The sequence below is a fragment of the Kitasatospora sp. NPDC041988 genome (assembly GCF_055588525.1).
Window position 1 is genome coordinate 67,473 of sequence record NZ_JBVJCO010000034.1, and the last position, 19,894, is coordinate 87,366.

General features: G+C 74.7%; 18 protein-coding genes. 9 read left to right on the top strand and 9 right to left on the bottom strand.

The window, feature by feature from the left end; translation table 11 throughout:
- Nucleotides 1-114: 114 nt before the first annotated feature.
- Complete coding sequence (locus ACZ6NC_RS29165; RefSeq protein WP_465736747.1) at nt 115-651, bottom strand: PadR family transcriptional regulator; 537 nt, start codon at nt 649-651, stop codon at nt 115-117.
- Nucleotides 652-842: 191 nt separating this feature from the next.
- Here ACZ6NC_RS29165 and ACZ6NC_RS29170 point away from each other — a divergent pair, with 191 nt between their 5' ends.
- Nucleotides 843-1,622, top strand: a complete 780-nt coding sequence (locus ACZ6NC_RS29170) for an alpha/beta fold hydrolase (RefSeq protein WP_465736748.1) — start codon at nt 843-845, stop codon at nt 1,620-1,622.
- 209 nt (nt 1,623-1,831) lie between these two features.
- Here the strand turns inward: ACZ6NC_RS29170 and ACZ6NC_RS29175 are convergent, their stop codons facing one another.
- On the bottom strand, nt 1,832-2,773 hold the full coding sequence (locus ACZ6NC_RS29175) for an alpha/beta hydrolase family protein (protein ID WP_465736749.1): 942 nt from the start codon (nt 2,771-2,773) through the stop codon (nt 1,832-1,834).
- Between the two features lie 277 nt (nt 2,774-3,050).
- Between ACZ6NC_RS29175 and ACZ6NC_RS29180 the strand changes: the two genes are divergently transcribed.
- Nucleotides 3,051-3,641: a TetR/AcrR family transcriptional regulator gene (locus ACZ6NC_RS29180; protein WP_465736750.1), complete on the top strand. Its 591-nt coding sequence runs from the start codon at nt 3,051-3,053 to the stop codon at nt 3,639-3,641.
- Nucleotides 3,642-3,841: 200 nt separating this feature from the next.
- Here the strand turns inward: ACZ6NC_RS29180 and ACZ6NC_RS29185 are convergent, their stop codons facing one another.
- The 5 genes from ACZ6NC_RS29185 to ACZ6NC_RS29205 form a co-directional block, all read right to left on the bottom strand.
- Nucleotides 3,842-4,708, bottom strand: coding sequence for a 5-oxoprolinase subunit C family protein (locus ACZ6NC_RS29185; RefSeq protein ID WP_465736778.1), 867 nt, complete (start codon nt 4,706-4,708; stop codon nt 3,842-3,844).
- A 52-nt stretch (nt 4,709-4,760) separates the two neighbouring features.
- Nucleotides 4,761-5,402 carry a 5-oxoprolinase subunit PxpB gene (gene pxpB / locus ACZ6NC_RS29190; protein ID WP_465736779.1) on the bottom strand — a complete coding sequence of 214 codons (642 nt, stop codon included), beginning with the start codon at nt 5,400-5,402 and terminating at the stop codon, nt 4,761-4,763.
- A 131-nt stretch (nt 5,403-5,533) separates the two neighbouring features.
- The gene (locus ACZ6NC_RS29195; RefSeq protein ID WP_465736751.1) at nt 5,534-6,310 is read right to left on the bottom strand and encodes a LamB/YcsF family protein; all 777 of its coding nucleotides are present in this window, start codon (nt 6,308-6,310) and stop codon (nt 5,534-5,536) included.
- A gap of 124 nt (nt 6,311-6,434) precedes the next feature.
- Nucleotides 6,435-6,971, bottom strand: a complete 537-nt coding sequence (locus ACZ6NC_RS29200; protein ID WP_465736752.1) for a hypothetical protein — start codon at nt 6,969-6,971, stop codon at nt 6,435-6,437.
- A gap of 214 nt (nt 6,972-7,185) precedes the next feature.
- Entirely contained in the window at nt 7,186-8,220 is a 1,035-nt protein-coding gene (locus tag ACZ6NC_RS29205) for an IPT/TIG domain-containing protein (RefSeq protein WP_465736753.1), read from the bottom strand.
- A 144-nt stretch (nt 8,221-8,364) separates the two neighbouring features.
- On the opposite strand from ACZ6NC_RS29205, the gene ACZ6NC_RS29210 reads away from it, so the two are divergent.
- From ACZ6NC_RS29210 to ACZ6NC_RS29230, 5 genes are read left to right on the top strand one after another with little or no spacing between them, the layout of a single operon-like run.
- The gene (locus ACZ6NC_RS29210) at nt 8,365-9,924 is read left to right on the top strand and encodes a hypothetical protein (protein ID WP_465736754.1); all 1,560 of its coding nucleotides are present in this window, start codon (nt 8,365-8,367) and stop codon (nt 9,922-9,924) included.
- Nucleotides 9,921-10,043: a hypothetical protein gene (locus ACZ6NC_RS29215; protein ID WP_465736755.1), complete on the top strand. Its 123-nt coding sequence runs from the start codon at nt 9,921-9,923 to the stop codon at nt 10,041-10,043. The genes ACZ6NC_RS29210 and ACZ6NC_RS29215 overlap by 4 nt, the downstream gene beginning before the upstream one ends.
- On the top strand, nt 10,040-10,915 hold the full coding sequence (locus ACZ6NC_RS29220) for a hypothetical protein (RefSeq protein WP_465736756.1): 876 nt from the start codon (nt 10,040-10,042) through the stop codon (nt 10,913-10,915). The genes ACZ6NC_RS29215 and ACZ6NC_RS29220 overlap by 4 nt, the downstream gene beginning before the upstream one ends.
- Nucleotides 10,916-10,973: 58 nt before the next feature.
- Nucleotides 10,974-15,533, top strand: a complete 4,560-nt coding sequence (locus tag ACZ6NC_RS29225) for a hypothetical protein (protein WP_465736757.1) — start codon at nt 10,974-10,976, stop codon at nt 15,531-15,533.
- A gap of 46 nt (nt 15,534-15,579) precedes the next feature.
- Complete coding sequence (locus tag ACZ6NC_RS29230) at nt 15,580-16,341, top strand: metallophosphoesterase (RefSeq protein ID WP_465736758.1); 762 nt, start codon at nt 15,580-15,582, stop codon at nt 16,339-16,341.
- On the opposite strand, the gene ACZ6NC_RS29235 is transcribed toward ACZ6NC_RS29230, so the two are convergent.
- Both ACZ6NC_RS29235 and ACZ6NC_RS29240 read right to left on the bottom strand, forming a co-directional pair.
- Nucleotides 16,310-16,669, bottom strand: a complete 360-nt coding sequence (locus ACZ6NC_RS29235) for a hypothetical protein (RefSeq protein ID WP_465736759.1) — start codon at nt 16,667-16,669, stop codon at nt 16,310-16,312. The genes ACZ6NC_RS29230 and ACZ6NC_RS29235 overlap by 32 nt on opposite strands.
- A gap of 123 nt (nt 16,670-16,792) precedes the next feature.
- Nucleotides 16,793-17,533 (bottom strand): FadR/GntR family transcriptional regulator, encoded by a 741-nt coding sequence (locus ACZ6NC_RS29240; protein WP_465736760.1) that lies wholly within the window; start codon nt 17,531-17,533, stop codon nt 16,793-16,795.
- 175 nt (nt 17,534-17,708) lie between these two features.
- Between ACZ6NC_RS29240 and ACZ6NC_RS29245 the strand changes: the two genes are divergently transcribed.
- Nucleotides 17,709-18,275, top strand: coding sequence for a gluconokinase (locus tag ACZ6NC_RS29245; RefSeq protein ID WP_465736761.1), 567 nt, complete (start codon nt 17,709-17,711; stop codon nt 18,273-18,275).
- Nucleotides 18,272-19,663 carry a GntT/GntP/DsdX family permease gene (locus ACZ6NC_RS29250; protein ID WP_465736762.1) on the top strand — a complete coding sequence of 464 codons (1,392 nt, stop codon included), beginning with the start codon at nt 18,272-18,274 and terminating at the stop codon, nt 19,661-19,663. Before ACZ6NC_RS29245 ends, ACZ6NC_RS29250 begins: the two co-directional genes overlap by 4 nt.
- Nucleotides 19,664-19,894 lie beyond the last annotated feature (231 nt).

The window sequence follows — 19,894 nt, forward strand, 5'->3', positions numbered from 1 at the left end:
GCCCGCACCGACCTGCTCGACGGTCGGTGCGGGCCGTGGCGTTTTCCGTGGCGCGTCCGGGCTAGGGCTTGTCCGACAATTCCCGCCGCGCGCACGGGAATTGTCAGACAAGCCCTACTGCCCGTTGCGGTCCAGCTCCGCCACGGTGTCGTGCAGCCAGGCCAGCTCGGCCTCGGTGGTGGCGCGGGCAATCAGCAGCATCCCGCGGCGGAACGGGTCCGCCACCTCCTCGGCGCCGACCGGGCGTGCGCCGTCGTAGAAGAAGCTGGCCGGCTCGCTCAGGAAGGCGAGGCGGCGGCGGAGCACGGCGGCCTGGGCGGCCGGCTCGCCGTCGAGGTGGCGGAGGAAGGCCAGCACGGTGAACCAGCGGTTCTCGTCGCTGATGTCCAGCTCGTCCGGAGTGCGGAGCCGGTCGAGCAGTGCGGCCCGCCCGGCCTCGGTGAGGTGGAGGGTGTGCCGAGGGGCGGCGGCCGTCCCCGGCTCGGTCTCGCGCACCAGCAGGCCCCCGGACTCCAGGCGCTTGATCGCCGGGTAGAGCGTGCCGTCGCTGATCGGCCGGACGTGCCCGGTGAGCGCCGCGAGGTGGCGGCGCAGCTCGTAGCCGTGCAGGGGCCGGTCGTGGAGGAACCCGAGGATCGCGAGCTTCAGCATGGGGCCACTCTCTCAGAGGGTCGTTCTCGGGCTCAGGGGGTCGTTCTTGGGCGCGGGGGCCGCGGGTGCGGAGGCTCGTTCTCGGGTGCCCGTTCAATATATCGCTACCGTGATACCTCGACGCCGAGGTATCGTCCCCTCTGTCCGGACATCGAACGTTGCGATACCCCGACCCGAGAAGGAGAACGACCGTGCATCAAGCAACCGTCACCCCGAACGGCGACCGGATCCGCTGGGTGGAGCTGCCGGGCGCCAAACCGGCCCGGCTCTACCTGCACGGTCTCGGCGCCAGCTCGCCCGTCTACTTCGCCGCGGCCGCGGCCCACCCGCTGCTCGCCGGGCGCCGCTCGCTCCTGCTCGACCTGCTGGGCTTCGGCATCAGCGACCGGCCCGCTGGCTTCTCCTACACGCTGGAGGCCCACGCCGACGCGGTGGCGGCGGCGCTGGACGCGGCCGGGTTGACCGAGGTCGAGGTGGTCGGACACAGCATGGGCGGCGCGGTGGCGATCGTGCTGGCCCACCGGCATCCACGGCTGGTCGCCAACCTCCTCCTGGTCGACGCCAACCTCGACCCGATCGTGCCCGCCCGCCGCCCCGGCAGCAGCGGGATCGCCACCTTCACCGAGGAGGAGTTCCTGGCCGGCGGCCGGGAGGAGGTCGGCCGGTGGGTCGGCCCGCTCTGGTGGTCCACCATGCGGCTGGCCGGCCCCGAGGCCCTCCACCGAAGCGCTGTCCACCTCGCCCGCGGCACCGTCCCGACCATGCGGGAGCTCCTGCTCGACCTGGACGTCCCGCGGACCTTCCTCCACCCGCAGGCCGACGGTGCCCCGTCGGGCGCGGCCCGGCTGCGTGAGGCGGGCGTGGAGGTGGTGGCGATCCCGGAGTGCGGGCACAACATCATGTTCGACAATCCGGAGGGCTTCGCCGAGGCCGCCGCCGCAGCCCTGGCGCGGCGTGCCGTGGTGGCATGACGCGCTGATGCGGCGGGGCAGGTCATCGCGGCCTGCCCCGCCACGACGGCATGACGTGTCACCTCGGCGTGGTGCGCCACCATGGCACGACACGCGCACGCCCCCGCCGCCCAGGAGTCGCCCGCCGTGCCGACCGCCCCCGGACCGCCGGACCGCCGGACCGCCGGACCGCCGGACCGCCGGGGTGGCGGGTCCCGGTGGGGGCTCGCCTACTTGCTCTGCAGCTTCCCCAGCGGGTCGGGGTCTGCGTCCAGTGCGGTGGCCGCCGCCGTCCAGCCGGTGTCCTCGGGGTGGAGGGCACTGCGCAGGAAGGCCGTGGTGAGTCGCTGGATCAGGGCGACGCGGGCGGGACTCTCGTCCGTCGTCTCGGCGACCTCGTATCCAGGGATTCCTCCGAGCGAGTGCTCGGCCTCGAACAGCGTGAGCAGACTCTTGTTTCCCGGGCTGTGGGTGTAGGGGTCGGTGAACCAGTCCGGTCCGCGTGTGGACAGGTGGGACTGGTCGTGGTCCCCGGCGACGATGAGCGCCGGCGTGGTCATGGTGTCGAAGGACGGCTTCATGAAGGGCAGGTGCTCGGCGGCGAACGGGGTCAGGTCGTCGCCCAGGCCGGTCAGGGCGAGCAGCACACCCGCCTTGACGCGGGGGTCGGACATGTCCTCGCCGGGTGCGCCGTCGGGGTCGAGGACGCGCGCGCCCAGCAGCGTGCTCGCGCTCTGGGCTCCCCAGGAGTGGCCGGCCACGGCGATGCGGTCGTGGTCGATGCGCCCGGCGAGGCCCGGCACGGAGGCTTCCAGGGCGTCGAGTCCGTCCAGCACGCTCGTGAGGTCCTCGATCCGGAAGCGCCAGATCCGCGGCGTACGGGGGTCGTCGGCCGGAAGGCCGAGTGTCCTGGAGTCGAGGTGGGTGGGCTGGATGACGACAAAGCCGTGTGCGGCCCAGTAGTCCGCCAGCGGGGCGTAGCCGTTCATCGACCAGCCGAAGCCGTGCGAGAAGACGATGACGGGCAGGTCGCTGCCGGTGGCGGGGGCGGAAACGCGGACCTGGAGGTCCTCGCCGCGGCCCGGGGCGGGCAGGACGACCGGATTCGCGGATACCACCATGGCGGGCGCACCCGCGGTCTTCTGGGCGTCCGCGGCGTTCGAGTCGGACATGAAAGTGCCTTCCGTTCGGTTCTTCGCAGTCTCGGTTTCCGTAGGCCTGGCGACCGGTGGCGCCGAAGGCCGGGCCGAGCGGGGAGCGGGGAGCGTTTCTCGTGCGCAGACACGTCGACACCGGCGTCGACGATCGCGCGTGCTCTTCTGTCCGGGTGGAGCGTGATGATGGCCGGCCCGGTCCCGGGGTCTGCCACAATGGGCGAAACGGAACCTTGTTCCGCTCACGATACGGAACGCGGTTCCGATTTGGCAATGTCACGGAAGGAGCGTCGCGGTGAAGGACAATGACCAGAGCGCGCCAAGCGCGTCCGGATCTCAGCGCAAGGACGTCCGGCGAAACCAGCAGGCCCTGCTGAACGCGGCCGCCGCGGTCTTCGTCACCTCGGGCGTGGAAGCGCCGGTACGCGACATCGCGGCCAAGGCCGGCGTCGGGACGGGCACGATCTACCGCCACTTCCCCACCCGGGCGGATCTCGTCATCGCCGTCTACCGCCACCAGGTCGAAGCCTGCGCCGAAGCCGGCCCGGCCCTGCTGACGACCAGCCCGACACCTCACGCCGCCCTCGGGCGGTGGGTCGACCTCTTCGTCGACTTCCTGGTCACCAAGCACGGCCTCGCAGCCGCACTGCGCAGCGACAGTTCCGGCTTCGAGGCGCTGCACGCCTACTTCCTGGAGCGCCTCCTGCCGGTGTGCACCCGACTCCTCGACGCCGCCGCGGCCTCCGGTGAGATCCGCCCCGGCCACGACGCCTACCAGCTCATGCGAGGCGTCGGAAACCTCTGCATCGGCGCCGAGAGCGACCCCCGCTACGACGCACGCAGAATGGTCGAGCTCCTCGTCGCAGGACTTCGCCAACCGTGCTGACCGCCCCGACCACTACACCGATCCGGCTCGCCGACACCGCCTGACCTCAGCCCTGTTCGATTGCTGACCCGGGCCGACACTGCCCGGAGGCTCGACAACAGGCACGTGACTGCTCCGCCCTGACGGGTCGTCGACGGTCACGGGTGCGCGCAGCGGCGGGCCCTGCACCGCGCGGCTCACCGTGCTGCGGCGGGAGCGCCCTACCGCCCCCGCAGCAGCACGAACCTGACCGGCGTTCCCGGGCGGGCCTGGGCGGCCGACGCGAGGTCGGCGGGCGGGACGACACCGAGGACGGGATAGCCGCCGGTGGTGGGGTGGTCGGCGAGGAAGACCACCGGCAGGCCGTCCGGGGGGATCTGGACGGCGCCCAGCACCATGCCCTCGCTGGGCAGTTCGCCGCCGCGGGCCCGGCTGACCGACGGGCCCTCCGTCCGCAGGGCGATCCGGTTGCTGGCCGGGGCCACCCGGTAGTGCTCGCGGGCCAGCCAGGCCACCGACTGCGGTTCGAACCAGTCGGCGCGGGGCCCGAGCTGCAGCCGCAGCACCAGTTCGGCCGGGGGTGCGGGCAGGGGCACCAGGTCGGCGGCCGGCCGGTACGGCGGGGGCGGGCCGACCGGCAGCCGGTCGCCGGCGGCCAGCGGGGGCGGGCCGAGGCCGGAGAGCAGGTCGGCCGAGCGGCTGCCGAGCACGGGCGGGACGGCGATCCCGCCCGCCACCGCCAGGTAGCCGCGCACACCGTGGGTGGCGGCACCGACCTCGACCAGCGCGCCGGCCGGGACGGCGACGGGCGCGCCCCACGCGGCGGGCCGCCCGTCCACCCGGACCGGGGACGGTGCGCCGGTGACGGCCACGACCACCGGCCCGTCCGCGCGCAGGGCGACCCCGCCGAGCGTGGTCTCCAGGGCGGCCGCGCCGGGCTCGTTGCCGACCAGCCGGTTGGCCGCACGCAGCGCCGGCCCGTCCAGCGCACCCGCCCGGGGAACGCCGAGGTGGGCGACGCCCCGGCGCCCGAGGTCCTGCACGGTGGTCAGCGGGCCGGGCCGGACCACCTCCAGCTCGGCCCCGATCCTGGACCTGCTCCCGGCCCCGGTCCCTGCCCCGGTGGCTGAGGGCTCCCGCTCAGCCACGGTCACCCCGCATCGCCCCTGCCCCGTCGGCCCCTGCCCCGTCGGCCGTGGACCGCGCCGCCGTGAACCGGACCCGCACGCCCGGTGCGAGCAGCGCCGCCGGTTCGCGGGCGGCGTCCCAGAGCGGCAGACCGGTGCGGCCGAGGAGCTGCCAGCCGCCGGGGGAGGAGCGCGGGTAGACGCCGGTGTAGGGGCCGGCCAAGGCGACCGAGCCGGCCGGGACGGCACTGCGCGGGGTGGCGCGCCGAGGTACCGCGTACTGCTCCGGCAGGCCGGTGAGGTAGCCGAAGCCGGGGGCGAAGCCGCAGAAGGCGACCACGTACTCGGGCTCGGTGTGGATCCGTACGGCCGCCTCGGGGGAGACCCCCCAGAGCGCGGCCACCTCGGCGAGATCGGCGCCGTCGTACACGGTGGGCACCTCCAGCAGCGGGCCGGGCGCCGTGGCCGCCGCCGTCGGGCGGGCCGCCCGCAGCAGCGCGGTGAGCGCGGGGACGTCGGCGACGCCGTCCAGCAGGACGGTCCGGGCGGCGGGGACGATCTCCTCGACGGCGGGCAGCTCGCCCGCCGCCTGCCGCTCGCGCAGCCAGGCGTACAGGGCGCCCACCTCGGCCGTCCCGGCGACCTCGACCAGCAGCGCGTGGTCCCCGGCCGGCCGGAGCTCCGGATCGCCGCCACGTTCCGCCGTGGTGCCCGAGCCCCCGGTCGTGGCGCCCGAGCCCGACCGGCCCTCGGCGCCCCCCTGGCCCTCGGCGCCCCCCGCCGCCTTCACGTGAAGGCCTCCACCCGCACGCCCGCCGAGGCGAGCGCGCCGCGGATGCGCCAGGCGAGCTGGGCGGCGCCGGGCGTGTCGCCGTGGACGCAGAGCGAGCGCGCCTCGACCGCGATCGGCTCGCCGCCGACGGCCTCCACCGTGCCGTCCCGGGCGATGCCGACCGCGCGGGTGATCACCGTCTCGGGGTCGTGCACCACGGCGTCCGGTTCGCGGCGCGGCACCAGGGTGCCGGCCCAGGTGTACGCGCGGTCGGCGAACGCCTCGGTGACCACCGGGAGCCCGACGCCCTCGGCGACCGCCAGGAAGCGGGAGCCGGGCAGGCCGAGCACGGGCAGCGGGCCGTCGCAGACCGCCCCGGCCCGCAGCACGCCCGCGACCACCGCCTCGGCCTGCTCGGAGTCGCCCACCACCCGGTTGTAGAGGGCGCCGTGCGGTTTGACGTACGAGACCCGGGAGCCGGCCGCGCGGGCGAAGACCTGGAGGGCGCCGATCTGGTAGGCGACCTCGTCGGCCAGCTCCTCCGGCGGGACGTCCATCGCGCGCCGGCCGAAGCCGGCCAGGTCGCGGTAGGAGACCTGGGCGCCGATCCGGACGCCGTGCTCGGCGGCCAGCGCGCAGACCCGGCGCATGGTCGACGGATCCCCGGCGTGGAAGCCGCAGGCGACGTTGGCGCTGGTCACCACGGAGAGCAGCGCCTCGTCGTCGGTCAGCGTCCACCGCCCGAACCCCTCACCGAGGTCCGCATTGAGATCGATCACCGCATCGGTCACGCCCGTCCGCCTCCCACAGCTGTTGAGCCAGATGGTAGGGCCTGCGTGTGAAGCCCGGTGCCGCCCGCCCGGGCACCGGCCCGCCCCACCGGCGGCCCGGTGCCCGGGCGTTCCCCCGGACGGCTCACCCGGTGGCCGCGGTGGTGCGGGCGGCGGCGTCGGCGGCCCGTTCCAGCGGCCGCAACGCGCGCAGCACGATCAGCAGCGGGACGACGCCGACGACGCCGAACGACATGTCGATGAATCGCCAGTAGAGCGGGATGCCCCGGAGCGGACCGCAGACCAGGGCCAACGGGATGATGCCCGCGCAGGCGAGGACGGCCCAGCGGATCACCCAGATGTTGCGCACCGGGTCCTTGAGCGGCCCCCGGAACGCGGCAGCGATCGCCAGGTGCGCGAAGGCGAGCCAGTCGGTGCCGTAGGCGAGGAAGGGATAGCGGTCGTTGGTCTCGGCGAGGCCGTCGCGGACCCGTTCGAGCCACGCGACCAGGGCCGGCAGGTGGTCGGTGACGGGGGCGGCCGGGCCGGTGGCGAACCCGGCCAGCCACCTGGTCTCGGTCTCCAGCGGGAAGGCGGTCAGGCCGCTCAGCACCAGGCAGACCACGAAGATCCACAGCCACCGGCGCACCCGCCGCAGGGCAGTCTCGGGATCAGTGCCCATCGCGCAAACCTCCATGCCGAGGAGCGGGTGAGGCCTTGTCCCACCCGCGCAGCACGACTCTAGACCGAAGAATTGAACGTGTTCAACTATGGCCGCGAGTCCGCCCGGGCTGCGCCCGTGGTCCGCCCGGAAACGCCGGGAAACGCCGGGAAACGCCCGGAGACGCCGGTGGCCGGACGCGAACCCCGCGCCCGGCCACTGCCTGCGAAACCCGCTACGCGGTGTACGTGAACCGGTCCGCCGGGCCGGCCGCGCTCGTCCCGCCGGCCGTGGTCACCGTGACATCGACCACGCCCGTCCCCGCCGGGGCGGTCGCCGAGCAGAGCGACGCGCCGCAGGAGTAGCGGGTGGCCGGGACGCCGCCGAAGCGCACGGTGCCGTAGGCCAGGTTGCTGCCCTGGACGTAGATCTGGGTGCCTCCGGCGGCCGGGCCGGTGCTGGTGGTCAGACCGGTGACCGCCGGGGCGGGCGGCGCCGGGGGAGCCGCACCGGTGTAGTCGAACGGGGTGGGCGCGGCCGCGGAACCTCCCGGGGTGACCACGGTGACCGGCGTGCTGCCCGCGCCGCCGGGGGTGGTCACGGTGCAGGTGGTGCCGGTGCAGCTGCCGGCCGCGACCGAGTCGCCGAACAGCACGAAGCCGTTGTCCAGGTTGGTGCCGGTCAGTGTGACGGCGGTGCCGCCCGTGCCCGCGCCGGACGTGGTGTCGATGCCGGTCACCGCGGGTGCGGCCTGGGTGGCCGGGGCCTGCGGGCCGCTGCCGAGCACATAGGTCGAGACGTTGTCGGACGGGTCCGCGTCGTTCCGGTTCGCGGCCGTCACTTTGATCGTCCCGGCCGGCTTGGTGCCGTGGGACTGCACGTAGACCTTCATGAACTCACTGCGCCCCGGAGCCCGGTTGCCGGTGAAGTAGGCATCCAGGCGGCGGGCGTCGGGCGAGATCGTCTCGGTGAAGGTGTAGTCCTGGAAAGAGGTGATCGTCGCGCCGCTCGTGGTCAGACCGGGCGGCAGTTCGACGGTGAGGTGGGTGACCCCGGTGAGGTCGGCGGTGCCCGAGGACTTCCAGGTCACCGAGAAGTTGGTGTAGTCGACCGGGAAGATCGGGTAGTTCCCGGCCTGGGTGACGCCGACGTTCGGGCCGGTGACCGCCGTCCGGGCGGTGGTCGCGGCGACGGAGGCGGCGGTGCCCGCGGCGAGGGTGGTCACGGCCAGTGCGGCGGCGAGGCCGCCTCGTACCAGTCTGGTGATCATAGGACGCATGATGGCCGGGCCGGGCGCGCCGTGAAGGCATTTTCTCGAAATCCAGTTCTAGTGGCGCGCGTTCGGCCCGGTCCCGGCCTTGCCCGTAAGGTCCGTTTCGGTCGAAGTCGGTGCCTACCTCTAATCTTGTCCACCGTGACCGCCATCGCTGACCCGCCCACCGAGCACGGGCTCCGGCCGCCCGCCGGGCCCGCCCCCGCCGCCGTGCGGCCCGCGCCCGGCCCCGCAGCCGACGAGGGCCTCGCCCGCCGGCTCAAAGCGCTGGCCTGCACCGCCCCGCTCCACGACCTGGACAACCGCAAGGGGATGCTGGCCGGCGAGTACGGCGGCTACGCGATGGCCGAGGTCGGCCTCGCCGCGATCGACCTGGTCACCCTGCACATGGACTTCGACACCGGGGCCGACCGCGACATAGTGCTCGCCCGGCTGCTGCCCCGCGTCGCCGCCCAGGCCACCGGCCGGCCCACCGCCGAGCACGAGCGGGTCGCCCGCTGGGTGCTGGAGTCGCTGATCAACGTCGGCAGCGTCGACCGCGGCTTCCGGGCCGTTTACGGCACCTTCGGCGCGGACGGCGCGTACGTCCGCCGCGACTACGACTTCAAGCTGATCGAGGAGGTGCCCGGCCCCGACGGCGGCGTCTACCTGCGCACCACCGACGAGGCGGTCAACGTCCTGGTCGGCGCGCTCGACACCGACGTCACCTCGGCCCAGATCGCCGCCGAGGTCAAGCTGGAGGTGCTGATCCGCCGGGGCCGCCTGGCCGACGCCCAGCTCGCCGCCGAGCAGGCCCGCTACCGCACCGTCCAGTACGCCGAGACGCTGCGCCGCGCCCTCGACGCCACCCGGCGCAACGTGCGCGCCGTCGACTGGATGCAGGCCATCCCCGACCTCATCGACGAGGCGCTCGACCACATCGCCGACCGCTACCGGCACGAGAACGCGATTCTCACCAACATCCGCAAGGCCCGGGACGAGGCCGAGCCCCACACCCCTGAAGGGGCGGAGCACAAGCGCCGCGCCGCCGAGCTGCTCGACATCGTCAAGGACTGCATCCGCCGCCACACGAAGCTGCAGACCCGCCTGCTGGAGGCCGGCCCGCTGTTCCGCGCCGAGCAGGACCGCCAGGCCTTCGCCTCGCCCGGCGCCCGCAGCGGCATCGACCTCTACGGGCAGCTGCTCGCACCCGTGCTGCGGCTGCCGGTGGAGCAGGCCGTCCGGCCCACCGGCGCCTTCTTCGCCCGCGGCACCGGCCTGCGCACGCCCGTCTCGGTCCGCGTCGCCGACCTGGTGGACCTGCTGCTCACCCCGCCGGTCGAACGCGAGCACCTGGGCGCCGAGCTGCCCGACCCGGACCTCGTCGCCACCCCCGACGACAGCCGGTTCTCCGAGGCGCAGCTGGAGTCCGCGCTGGAGCTGCTCGACCTGCCCGCCGACGCCCCCCGCCGGCTCTCCGGCCTGCTCGCCGACGCCCGCAAGCAGGACCCCGAGCTGCCGTACCTGGTCGCCCTGCTGGCCGTGCACGCGGCCAGCCCGCCGGTCGGCACCGCTTACCGGCAGGGCGAGGAGCGGCTGCTCTTCGCGGTCGACGACGGCACCCCGCTGCGCGACCCGGAGTTCGGCGGCGCCGACCTCATCGTCGGCAGCGCCCTGCTGGACGCGGCCGGCATGGCGGCCGACCGCAAGGACGCCAGTTGACGCACCGCCAGACCACCCAGGCCACCCAGACCATCCACACCACCCAGAGCACCCGCAGCGCCCAGACCGCCCAGGCCATCCGGACCAGCAGCAACGCCCCAGAGGAGCACCGCCCGTGACGACCCACCACGACACGTCCTGGGCGCCCGAGACCGAGCCGGCCGCCCCCGCCGCGATCACCCCGGCCGACGTCGCCGACGCGGCCCGGCTGGTCTCCTTCGGCCTCCAGGCCAAGCTGCTCCCCGCCCGCGACGCCGAGTACGCCGAGCTGGTCCGCCGCCACCGCGAGGACCCGCCGTTCGCCCGCCTCGCCGACGCCGTCGCCACCGGCATGGGCCTGGTCGTATTGGAGGTCTCGCCGCGCGCCGGCATGGCCGTGGCCGCCGCCGAGGACTCCGTCTTCGCCGTCCGGATGGGCGACTACTCGCGCCGCGCCGCCTCCGAGTCCACCGACCGCTTCCTGCACGGTCTGGCCCACCTCGCCGTCGCCGCGATGGCCTTCCCCCGGCCCGAGGACCTCGCCGACGACGGCTACCTCGGCCGGATCACCGTCAACGGCGTCGACTCCTTCGTCCGCCAGGCGTGCCGCCGGCTGGAGGAGCAGGCCGAGGCCGACGGCGCCAACACCGACCCGCAGAGCGACGCCCCCGGCCTGGAGGCCGCCTGGCGGGTCTGGGCCCGGCGCACCGCCACCGGCGCCACCAAGGACGCCCGCCGGCTCTCCGGCTCGACCATCGGCATCGTCGCCAAGGCCGTGATGTTCCTGGTCGACTCCGGCTTCCTGCAGAAGACCTCGGACGACTCCGGCGGCACCTACCGCACCACCGCCCGCTACCAGCTCCAGGTCCGCGACCTGGCCGGCAGCGCCGCCATGGCCGAGCTGCTCGACCTCGGCGTCGTCCCGGTCTCCGACGGCACCGCCAGCCTGCTGCCGCCGGACACCGGCGACGAGCTGGTCGCCGACGCGGGTCTGCCGTTCCACTCCCTCTGACCGACCCTCCCGCACCGCCCATCTCCTCCCGCACCGCCCATCTGGAGAACCGCCGCACATGTACGAGCTCAACCGGGTCCGCCTCTACTCGATCGGACCGGCGGGCGCCCGATACGCCGACACGGTGCTCGACCTGCGCGGCGTCGGCGAGCCCGTCGCCGACCCGGCCCCGCAGCAGATCGGCCTCTTCGGCGAGGAGGCCGACGGTCCGGTCCGCCGCCCCGCCCCGGCCGGCGTGCTCTTCCTGGAGAACGGCGGCGGCAAGTCCGTCCTGCTCAAGCTGATCTTCTCGGTGATGCTCCCCGGCCACCGCAACACCCTCGGCGGCGCCAGCTCCGGCGTGCTGCGCAAGTTCCTGCTCGCCGACGACTGCGGCCACGTCGCCCTGGAGTGGCAGCACACCGTCACCGGCGAGCTGATCGTGGTCGGCAAGGTCAGCGAGTGGCGCGGCCGCCAGGTCTCCTCCGACCCGCGCAAGTTCGCCGAGACCTGGTACTCCTTCCGCCCCGGCCCCGGCCTCACCCTGGACTCGCTGCCCGTCGCCGAGCGGGTCAGCCTGGTCGGCGACCAGAAGGCCCGCGGCCGCCGCCGCACGATGAAGGGCTTCCGCGACGCCCTCACCGAGGCCGGCAAGGCCCACCCGCACCTCGACCTGGTCTTCGAGGACGGCCACGACCGCTGGACGGAGCACCTCGGCGACCTCGGCCTCGACCCCGAACTCTTCCGCTACCAGCGCGAGATGAACGCCGACGAGGGCGAGGCGGCCGGCCTCTTCGCGGTCAAGCACGACAGCGACTTCACCGACCTGCTGCTGCGCGCCGTCACCGACACCCGCGACACCGACGGCCTCGCGGACCTCGTCCACGGCTTCGCCGCCAAGCTCGGCCGCCGCGCCGAACTCACCGCCGAACGCGACTTCACCGCCGGCTCGCTCGACCTGCTGGAGCGGATCGCCGAGGCCACCACCGCCCGCGAGACCGTCCGCGAGGCCCACCGCACCGCTGAGCGCCGCACCCGCCGGCTCGCCCACGCCCTCACCTCCCGGGCCGCCGCCGAACGCGACCGCGCCCAGGACCTCGCCATCGAGGTCGCCGCCGCGGCGGGCGCCGTCACCGCCGCCGAGGCCGACCGCACCCGGCACACCCTGATCACCGCCGAACTCGCCCACCGGCACGCCACCCTGGGCCTGGCCGCCGCCACCACCGAGGCCGCCGCCCTGCGCCGCGAGCTGACCGAGGCCCGTACCCTGCACTCCGCCTGGCAGGCCGCCGAGGCCGTGCTGCGCCAGCGCGCCGCCGCCGACCGGGTGACCCGGGTCGCCGCCGCCATCCGCGAGGCCGAGCTGGACGCCGCCCCGGCGCTGGCCGCCCGCGCCCGCGCCGCCACCGCCCTGGCCCGCGCCCTCGAAGCCGCCGCCGCGGCCGCCGAGGACCGCGCCGACACCGAGGAGCAGCGGGCGGGCGAGCTGCAGGCCGACGGGTCCAAGGCCCAGACCGACGCCACCGAGGCGGCCACCGCCGCCCAGAAGGCCCGCAGCGAGTCCGACCACCTGCGCCAGCGCCTCGCCGAGGTCGAGCAGGAGACCGCCGCCGCCGTCGAGGCCGGCTTCATCGACGCCGACGGCGACGTCGACCCGGCCCGTGCGGCCCTGCACGCCGCCGACGTCGAGAAGGCCGCCGGCGCCGCGCTCGCCCAGGCCCGCACGGCCGCCGAGTCCGCCGCCGCCCGGCTGCGCGAGGCCGCCGCCGCCACCGGCCGCGCCGAGCTCGCCGCCGAACGCGCCGGCGACGCCCGCAAGGCCGCCGCCCAGGCCCTCGCCACCGAGCAGCGCACCGCCGCCCTGCTCGCCACCGAGCCGCGCCTCGCCGACCTGCTCTCGCTGACCCCCTACCAGGACGGTGCGCAGGAGGAGGCCGGCTTCCTCACCCCCGCCGTGCTGGACCGCTCCGCCGAGTCGCTGCGCGAGCTGCTCGACGAGGCCATCGCCACCGCCGAACGCACCCTGTTCGACCTGCGCACCGCCGCCGCCGACGACTCCCGCATCCTCGCCGCGCTCGGCGACGGCGGCCTGCTGCCGCCCGGCCCGGACGTCCTCGCCACCGTCGAGTACCTCGCCGAGCACGGCATCCCCGCCCTGCCCGGCTGGCGCTACCTCGCCCAGTCCGTCGACCCGGTGGACCACGAGGCGATCCTCGCCGCCCGGCCCGAACTGGTCGACGGCGTGGTCATCACCGACCCCAACTCGCTGGAGCGGGCCCGCGAGGCCCTCCAGGCCGCCGCCCTGCTGCCGCGCTCCACCGTGGCCGTCGGCGCCGCCGCCTCGCTGATCGCCCCGATCACCGACGAGCCCGCGTTCTTTCTCGTGCCGCCGAACCCGGCCATGCACGACGAGTCCGCCGCCGATGACGAGCGCCGCGAACTGCGCACCCGCGCCACCGCCCGTGAGGAGCACATCCGCGAACTCGCCGCCCGGCTCGGCGGCGACCGCGCCCTCGCCGCGCGCCTCGCCTCCTGGCACGCCAGCTGCCCGCCCGGCACCCTCGCCGAACTCGCCGCCGCGGCCGAGGCCGCCCGTGAGCACGCCGAGCAGGCCGCCGCCGCCCTCAACACCCTGCGCGCCGACCACGACGAGGCCGAGACCGACCACGCCGCCGCCGCCTTCGCGCACGAGGAGCACCGCGAGGCCGCCCAGCGCGCCCGCCGCCGCGCCGACGCCCTCTCCGGCCTCGCCTTCCGGCTGCGCGAACGCGCCGGCTGGACGCGCGCCCTGCGCGAACTCGCCGAGGACGCCACCGAGTGCGACCGCCGCCAGGCCCAGTGCGCCGAGCGCGCCCGCACCTGCGACGAGGACCGCCGGGCCGCCCAGCGCGCCGCCGACGACGCCCGCCGCACCGCACGGACCCTGCGCGCCGAACGCGCCGAGATCCCCGCCGCCGAGCAGGACGACGAGCCCGACACCGGCGCCCCCGCCGCCCTGCCCGCCCTGCGCGAGGCCTACCGCGCCGCCTCCCAGCTCTACGAGAAGGTCGGCGTCGGCGCCGACCTGCGCGCCGAACAGGCCCGCGCCGAGGGCGACGAGGCCGCCGCCGCGGCCGAACTCGACCGTCTCACCAACAAGGTCCGCACCCGCGCCGAGGAACTGCTCGGCAGCCCCGACGGCGCCGACGGCCCCGCCCGCCAGGCGGCCGCCACCCGCGCCGAGGAGCTGGTCGCCACCATCGAGGCCCGCGCCGCCGCCGCCAGCGAGCAGCTCGGCCGGCTGCGCGGCGAGGCCGAGCGCTCCGCCCCCGCCGACGGCGAGGCCCACACCGAGCTGCCCGAGGACCTCGTCCCCGCCGACCCCGAGCACGCCCAGGCCCTGCTGCGCACCGCCACCAGCCGGCTCGCCGAGCGCCGCGAGACGGTCGAGACCGCCCGCACCGCGCACGCCGACCTCCAGCGGACCTTCGACGCCGCCCAGTCCGCCGCCGCCGACTTCGACGAGCACGCCGGCCAGCTCCGCGACGGCCTGCGCGAGCACCAGGAGGACGACGGACGGCCGGCCGAGCCCTACCTCGGCGCACTCGCCGACGCCCGCACCGCCGCCGCCGACGCCCGCCGGGCCCTGCGCACCGCCGCCGGCGAGCTCTCCTCCGCCGAACTCGCCGTCCGTGACGCCTCCGACGCGCTCGTCCGGCACGCCAACGCGGCCCGCTACGAGGCCGTCCGCACCCCGGCCCGCCAGCAGATCCGCGAACTGCCCGCCTCCGCCCTGCCCGACCACGCCGCCGCCTGGGCCACGGCCTTCGCCCCCCGGCTGCGCGTGCTCACCGACGAACTCGCCCAGCTGGAGCGCAACCGCGGCTCGATCGTCGACCGCCTGCGCGGCCTGGTGGAGTCCTCGCTCACCACCCTGCGCGCCGCCCAGCGGCTCTCCCGCCTGCCCGAGGGCCTGGGGGAGTGGTCCGGCCAGGAGTTCCTCCGCATCCGCTTCGAGGACCCGGACCACGCCACCCTGGTCGAACGCCTGGGCGAGGTCATCGACGAGGCCACCCGCGCCGCCGTCAGGAAGAACAGCGACCTGCGCCGCGACGGAATGTCCCTGCTGCTGCGCGGCGTCGCCGCCGCGATCGGCCCGCGCGGCGTCTCCGTCGAGATCCTCAAGCCGGACGCCGTGCTGCGCGCCGAGCGGGTCGGCGTCGGCCAGATGTCCGACGTCTTCTCCGGCGGCCAGCTGCTCACGGCCGCCATCGCGCTCTACTGCACGATGGCCGCGCTGCGCGCCAACGACCGCGGCCAGTCCCAGCTGCGGCACGCCGGCACGCTCTTCCTGGACAACCCGATCGGCCGCGCCAACGCCACCTACCTGCTGGAGCTCCAGCGGGCCGTGGCCGACGCGCTCGGCGTCCAGCTGATCTACACCACCGGCCTCTTCGACACCACCGCGCTCGCCGAGTTCCCGCTGGTCATCCGGCTGCGCAACGACGCCGACCTGCGGGCCGGGCTCAAGTACATCTCGGTAGAGGAGCACCTGCGCCCGGGTCTGCCGGCCGCGCCGGACCCGGACGGCCCGGCCATCCACGGCGAGATCACCGCCACCCGGATGTTCAAGCGCCCGGCGGAGGCCCCGGTCTCGTGACGCCTTGTCAGGTGACGTTGTCCGATGGTCGTACTAGCGTGTCCGCATGCTGACGATCGCTCACTTCAGTGACATCCACCTCGGCCAGGACCAGGAGGGCGATGCCGGCGCCCGCGCGTACCGGCGGGCCGAGCAGGTGATGGCGTACCTCAACGCCCTGCCCGGCCCGCTGGACGCCGTGCTGGTCACCGGCGACCTCGCCGACCACGGCCTGCCGGGGGAGTACGAGCAGGTCGCCAAGGTGCTGAGCTCCCGTCACCCGGTGGTCACCTGTCCCGGCAACCACGACCGGCGCGCGCCCTACCGCGAGGTGCTGCTCGGCGAGGAAGCCGCCGAGGGCCCGGTCAACCGGCGGCACGAGCTGCCCGGCGCCGACCTCCTGATGCTCGACTCATCCATCCCCGGCCGCGACGACGGCCTCCTGGACGACGAGACGCTGGCCTGGCTGGACGCCCGGCTCGCCGACGGCCGCCCCGAACTGCCCGCGCTGGTGGCCTTCCACCACCCGCCGGCCGACCTCCAGCTGCCGTACGTCGACCCGATCCGCCAGTTCGGCGAGGAGCGCCTCGCCGCGGTGCTGGCCCGCCACCCCCGGGTGGCCGCCCTGCTCTGCGGCCATGCCCACACGGGCGCGGCCACCACCTTCGCCGGGCTGCCCGTCCTGGTCGCGCCCGGCGTCGTCTCCACCGTCACGCTGCCCTGCGAGGGCGCCCCCGACATCCGCTTCGACCAGCCGCCGATGCTCGTCTTCCACGTCCTGGACGACACCGGCCGGCTCACCACCCACTACCGGGCCGTCCCGGCCTGACCGTCGTGGCCGGCGGGCCGGCCGGGCGGGGGAGCGGCCGGGCTCCGGAGGGGGCCCGGCTGCCCGCCATCGGCGACGCCGAGTTCGGCCCGCGCATCCGCTGCGCGGCGATCTGGCGTGAGATCAGGATCTCCAGAAGGCACCACGCCGAGCCGAACACCCCGAGCCCCATCGCCATCAGCGCGGGCGTCATCAGCCAACTGCCCGCGTACGAGGCCAGCGTGGCGACCAACAGGCCGACCAGGGTGAACGCCAGGCAGAGCACCGCCCGGACGGCGGCGACCCGTACCTCGTCGGGCAGACGGCGGCGACGGCGTGCGACGGACATCGGGCGACCCCCAGCGCGGTCGACGGTGGCAGGCGTGCGGGACGGGCGCACGAAACGCGCCCCCCCGGGGAACACTCTGCCCTGCCGTACCCGGACTATGCGCCCGAATTCACCGAACTGCCGTCAAATCGTGTGATCTGTACCGGAAAGCCCCGGCTCGGCCGCGGGCCGGTCCAACTGCTGGTTGAGCTCCTCCAGCGCGCCCGCCACGATCGTCCGCATCGCCTGCTCCGCATGCCCGGCGTCCCCCGCGCAGATCGCCTCCGCGACCTCGCGGTGCAGCCGGATCGCGTAGGACTCGGGCTGATGGGGCATCAGATGGTACTCGGTCCGGCCGGTCAGCACCGCCCCGACGGTGTCCCCGAGGTGGGCGAACATCTCGTTCCCGGACGCCCGCAGGACGGTGGCGTGGAAGGCGATGTCGTGCCGGAGGAAGGTCTCCAGATCGGCGGCGCGCGCCGTCATCGTCAACTCCACTGCCAGTGCGCTGAGTCGGCGACGATCGTCGTCACTGGCATGCCGTGCGGCCAGGGCGGCCGCGGCCGGCTCCACCGCGACCCGCAGCGAGCCGAGCGAACGCAGCTGCGCCGGCCGGTCGCTGCCCGCCAGCCGCCAGCGGATCACCAGCGGATCGAAGACGTCCCAGTCGGACTTCGGCTGGACGGTGATGCCGACCCGGCGCCGGGACGCCACCAAGCGCATCCCCTCCAGGATGCGCACCGCCTCGCGGACCACCGTCCGCGACACCCCGAACCGCTCCTCCAGCTCCTCGCTGCGCAGCACCCCGCCCTCGGGAATCTCCCCGGACGCGATGGCCGGTCCGAGCTCGGCAAGCAGTCGGCCGGGCAGCCCCTGGATCTCCATCCGCCCAGCCTAGACGTCATCCGCCACCCCGCGCCGCGCGGCCCTCGCCCCGGCTGCCCGGGGCACCCCTTCCCGTCCCCCCATCGTTAAAAGTATGACGATTTGGTTTCCACTACTTGAATACGTCATATCTTTGGAGCGATAGTGGCGGCCTGGCAACGAAGGAGCACCACCCATGGCTCTCAGCGTCGAGAACCACGACACCCCGGAACCCACCACCCCCGGCCCCCTCGCGGTCGTGGTGATGGGCGTCTCCGGTGTCGGCAAGACCACCCTGGCCCGCCTCCTGGCCGACCGCCTCGACCTCCCCTACGCCGAGGCGGACGACTTCCACCCGCCCGCCAACATCGCCAAGATGTCGGCCGGTATCCCGCTGGACGACGAGGACCGCGCCCCCTGGCTGCGCGCCCTCGGCGGCTGGCTCGGGGAGCGGACCGACGCCGGCACCGGCGGCGTGGTCACCTGCTCGGCGCTGAAGCACCGCTACCGCGACACCCTGCGCGCGGCCTGCCCGGGCGCCTTCTTCCTGCACCTCAGCGGCGGTCACGAGCTGGTCGGGGACCGGCTCGCCCACCGCACCGGCCACTTCATGCCGCCGTCGCTGCTCGACTCGCAGTACGCCGCCCTGGAACCCCTCGCGGCGGACGAGCGCGGCGCCGTCCTGGACGTCGGCCTGCCCCCCGAAGAACTCGTCGAGATGGCCGTGGCACTGCTGCGGCCCGTCAATGGAGACCTCGCGTGACCCCCACCCTCGTGCTCGCGGCCGCCCCACCGGCCCTGCCGCACACCAGCAGCGACTCCCAGCTGCTGATCGCGGTGCTGCTCAGCATCGGCGCCATCGTGCTGCTGATCACCAAGCTGAAGCTGCACCCGTTTCTCGCGCTGACCCTCGGTTCGGGCCTGCTGGCCGCCGTCGCGGGCGCTCCGTTCGACAAGCTGCTGTCCAGCTTCTCGACGGGCTTCGGCGCCACGGTCGCCGGCGTCGGCCTGCTGATCGGCCTCGGCGCGATGCTCGGCAAGCTGCTCGCCGACTCCGGCGGGGCGAACACCATCGCGGACACCGTGCTGTCCCGCTCCGGTCCCAGGATGCTGCCGTGGGCGATGGCGCTGATCGCGGCCGTCCTCGGCCTGCCGTTGTTCTTCGAGGTCGGCGTCGTCCTGCTGATCCCGATCGTGCTGCTGGTCGCCCGCCGGGGAAACATCCCGCTGATGCGGATCGGCATCCCCGCGCTGGCCGGCCTCTCGGTACTGCACGGGCTCGTCCCGCCACACCCGGGCCCGCTGGTGGCCGTCGACGCGCTGAAGGCCGACCTCGGCGTCACCCTGGCGCTCGGCCTGCTGATCGCCGTCCCGACCCTGATCATCGCCGGGCCGCTGTTCGCCCGGGTCGCCGAGCGCTGGGTCGGCCCGCTGGCGGTCCCGGCGACCACCACCCCGGTGGAGACCGAGAAGCCCGAGCGGACCCCGTCCTTCGGCGCTGTGCTGGCGACCATCCTGCTGCCGGTCGTGCTGATGCTCGGCAAGGCGCTGGCCGATGTCGTGATCGACGACCCGAAGGCGATGCCGCAGCGGGTGTTCGACTTCATCGGCTCGCCGCTGATCGCCCTCCTCGCCGCGACCCTGCTGGGCATGCTGACGCTCGGCAGGGCGGCCGGCTTCTCGAAGGACCGGATCTCCGACATCGTGGGCAAGTCGCTCGGCCCGATCGCCGGCATCGTCTTCATCGTCGGCGCGGGCGGCGGCTTCAAGCAGACCCTGATCGATGTCGGCGTGGGCAACGCGGTCAGCGAGTGGTCGAGCAAGTGGCACATCTCGGCACTGCTGCTCGGCTGGCTGATCGCCGTCCTGATCCGGCTGGCGACCGGCTCGGCCACCGTCGCCACCATCACCGCCGCGGGCATCGTGGCCCCGCTGGCCGCCGACATGTCGTCGACCCATGCGGCCCTGCTGGTGCTGGCGATCGGCGCCGGTTCGCTGTTCTTCTCACACGTCAATGACGCCGGCTTCTGGCTGGTGAAGGAGTACTTCGGGATGAGCGTCGGCCAGACCCTGAAGTCCTGGTCGGTGATGGAGACGGTGATCTCGGTGGTCGCCATCGCCCTGATCATGCCGCTCAGCCTGATCATCTGACCGCAGCTCCACCGCACCGGCTCCCGGCCGCGCGAACCCGGCCACCGGCTCCCGGCCGCGCGAACCCGGCCACCGGCTCCCGGCCGCGCGAGCCGAACCGCGAGCTCGACCATGCGAGCCGAACCGCACGCCGGAGGGGGGGACCCAGACGGCACGGGTGGCGGCCTCCAGCGCGTTTGGCGCCGCAAGCGGTTCGCCCCGACGGTTTCCCAGGGATTTGAAGAGTTCTGT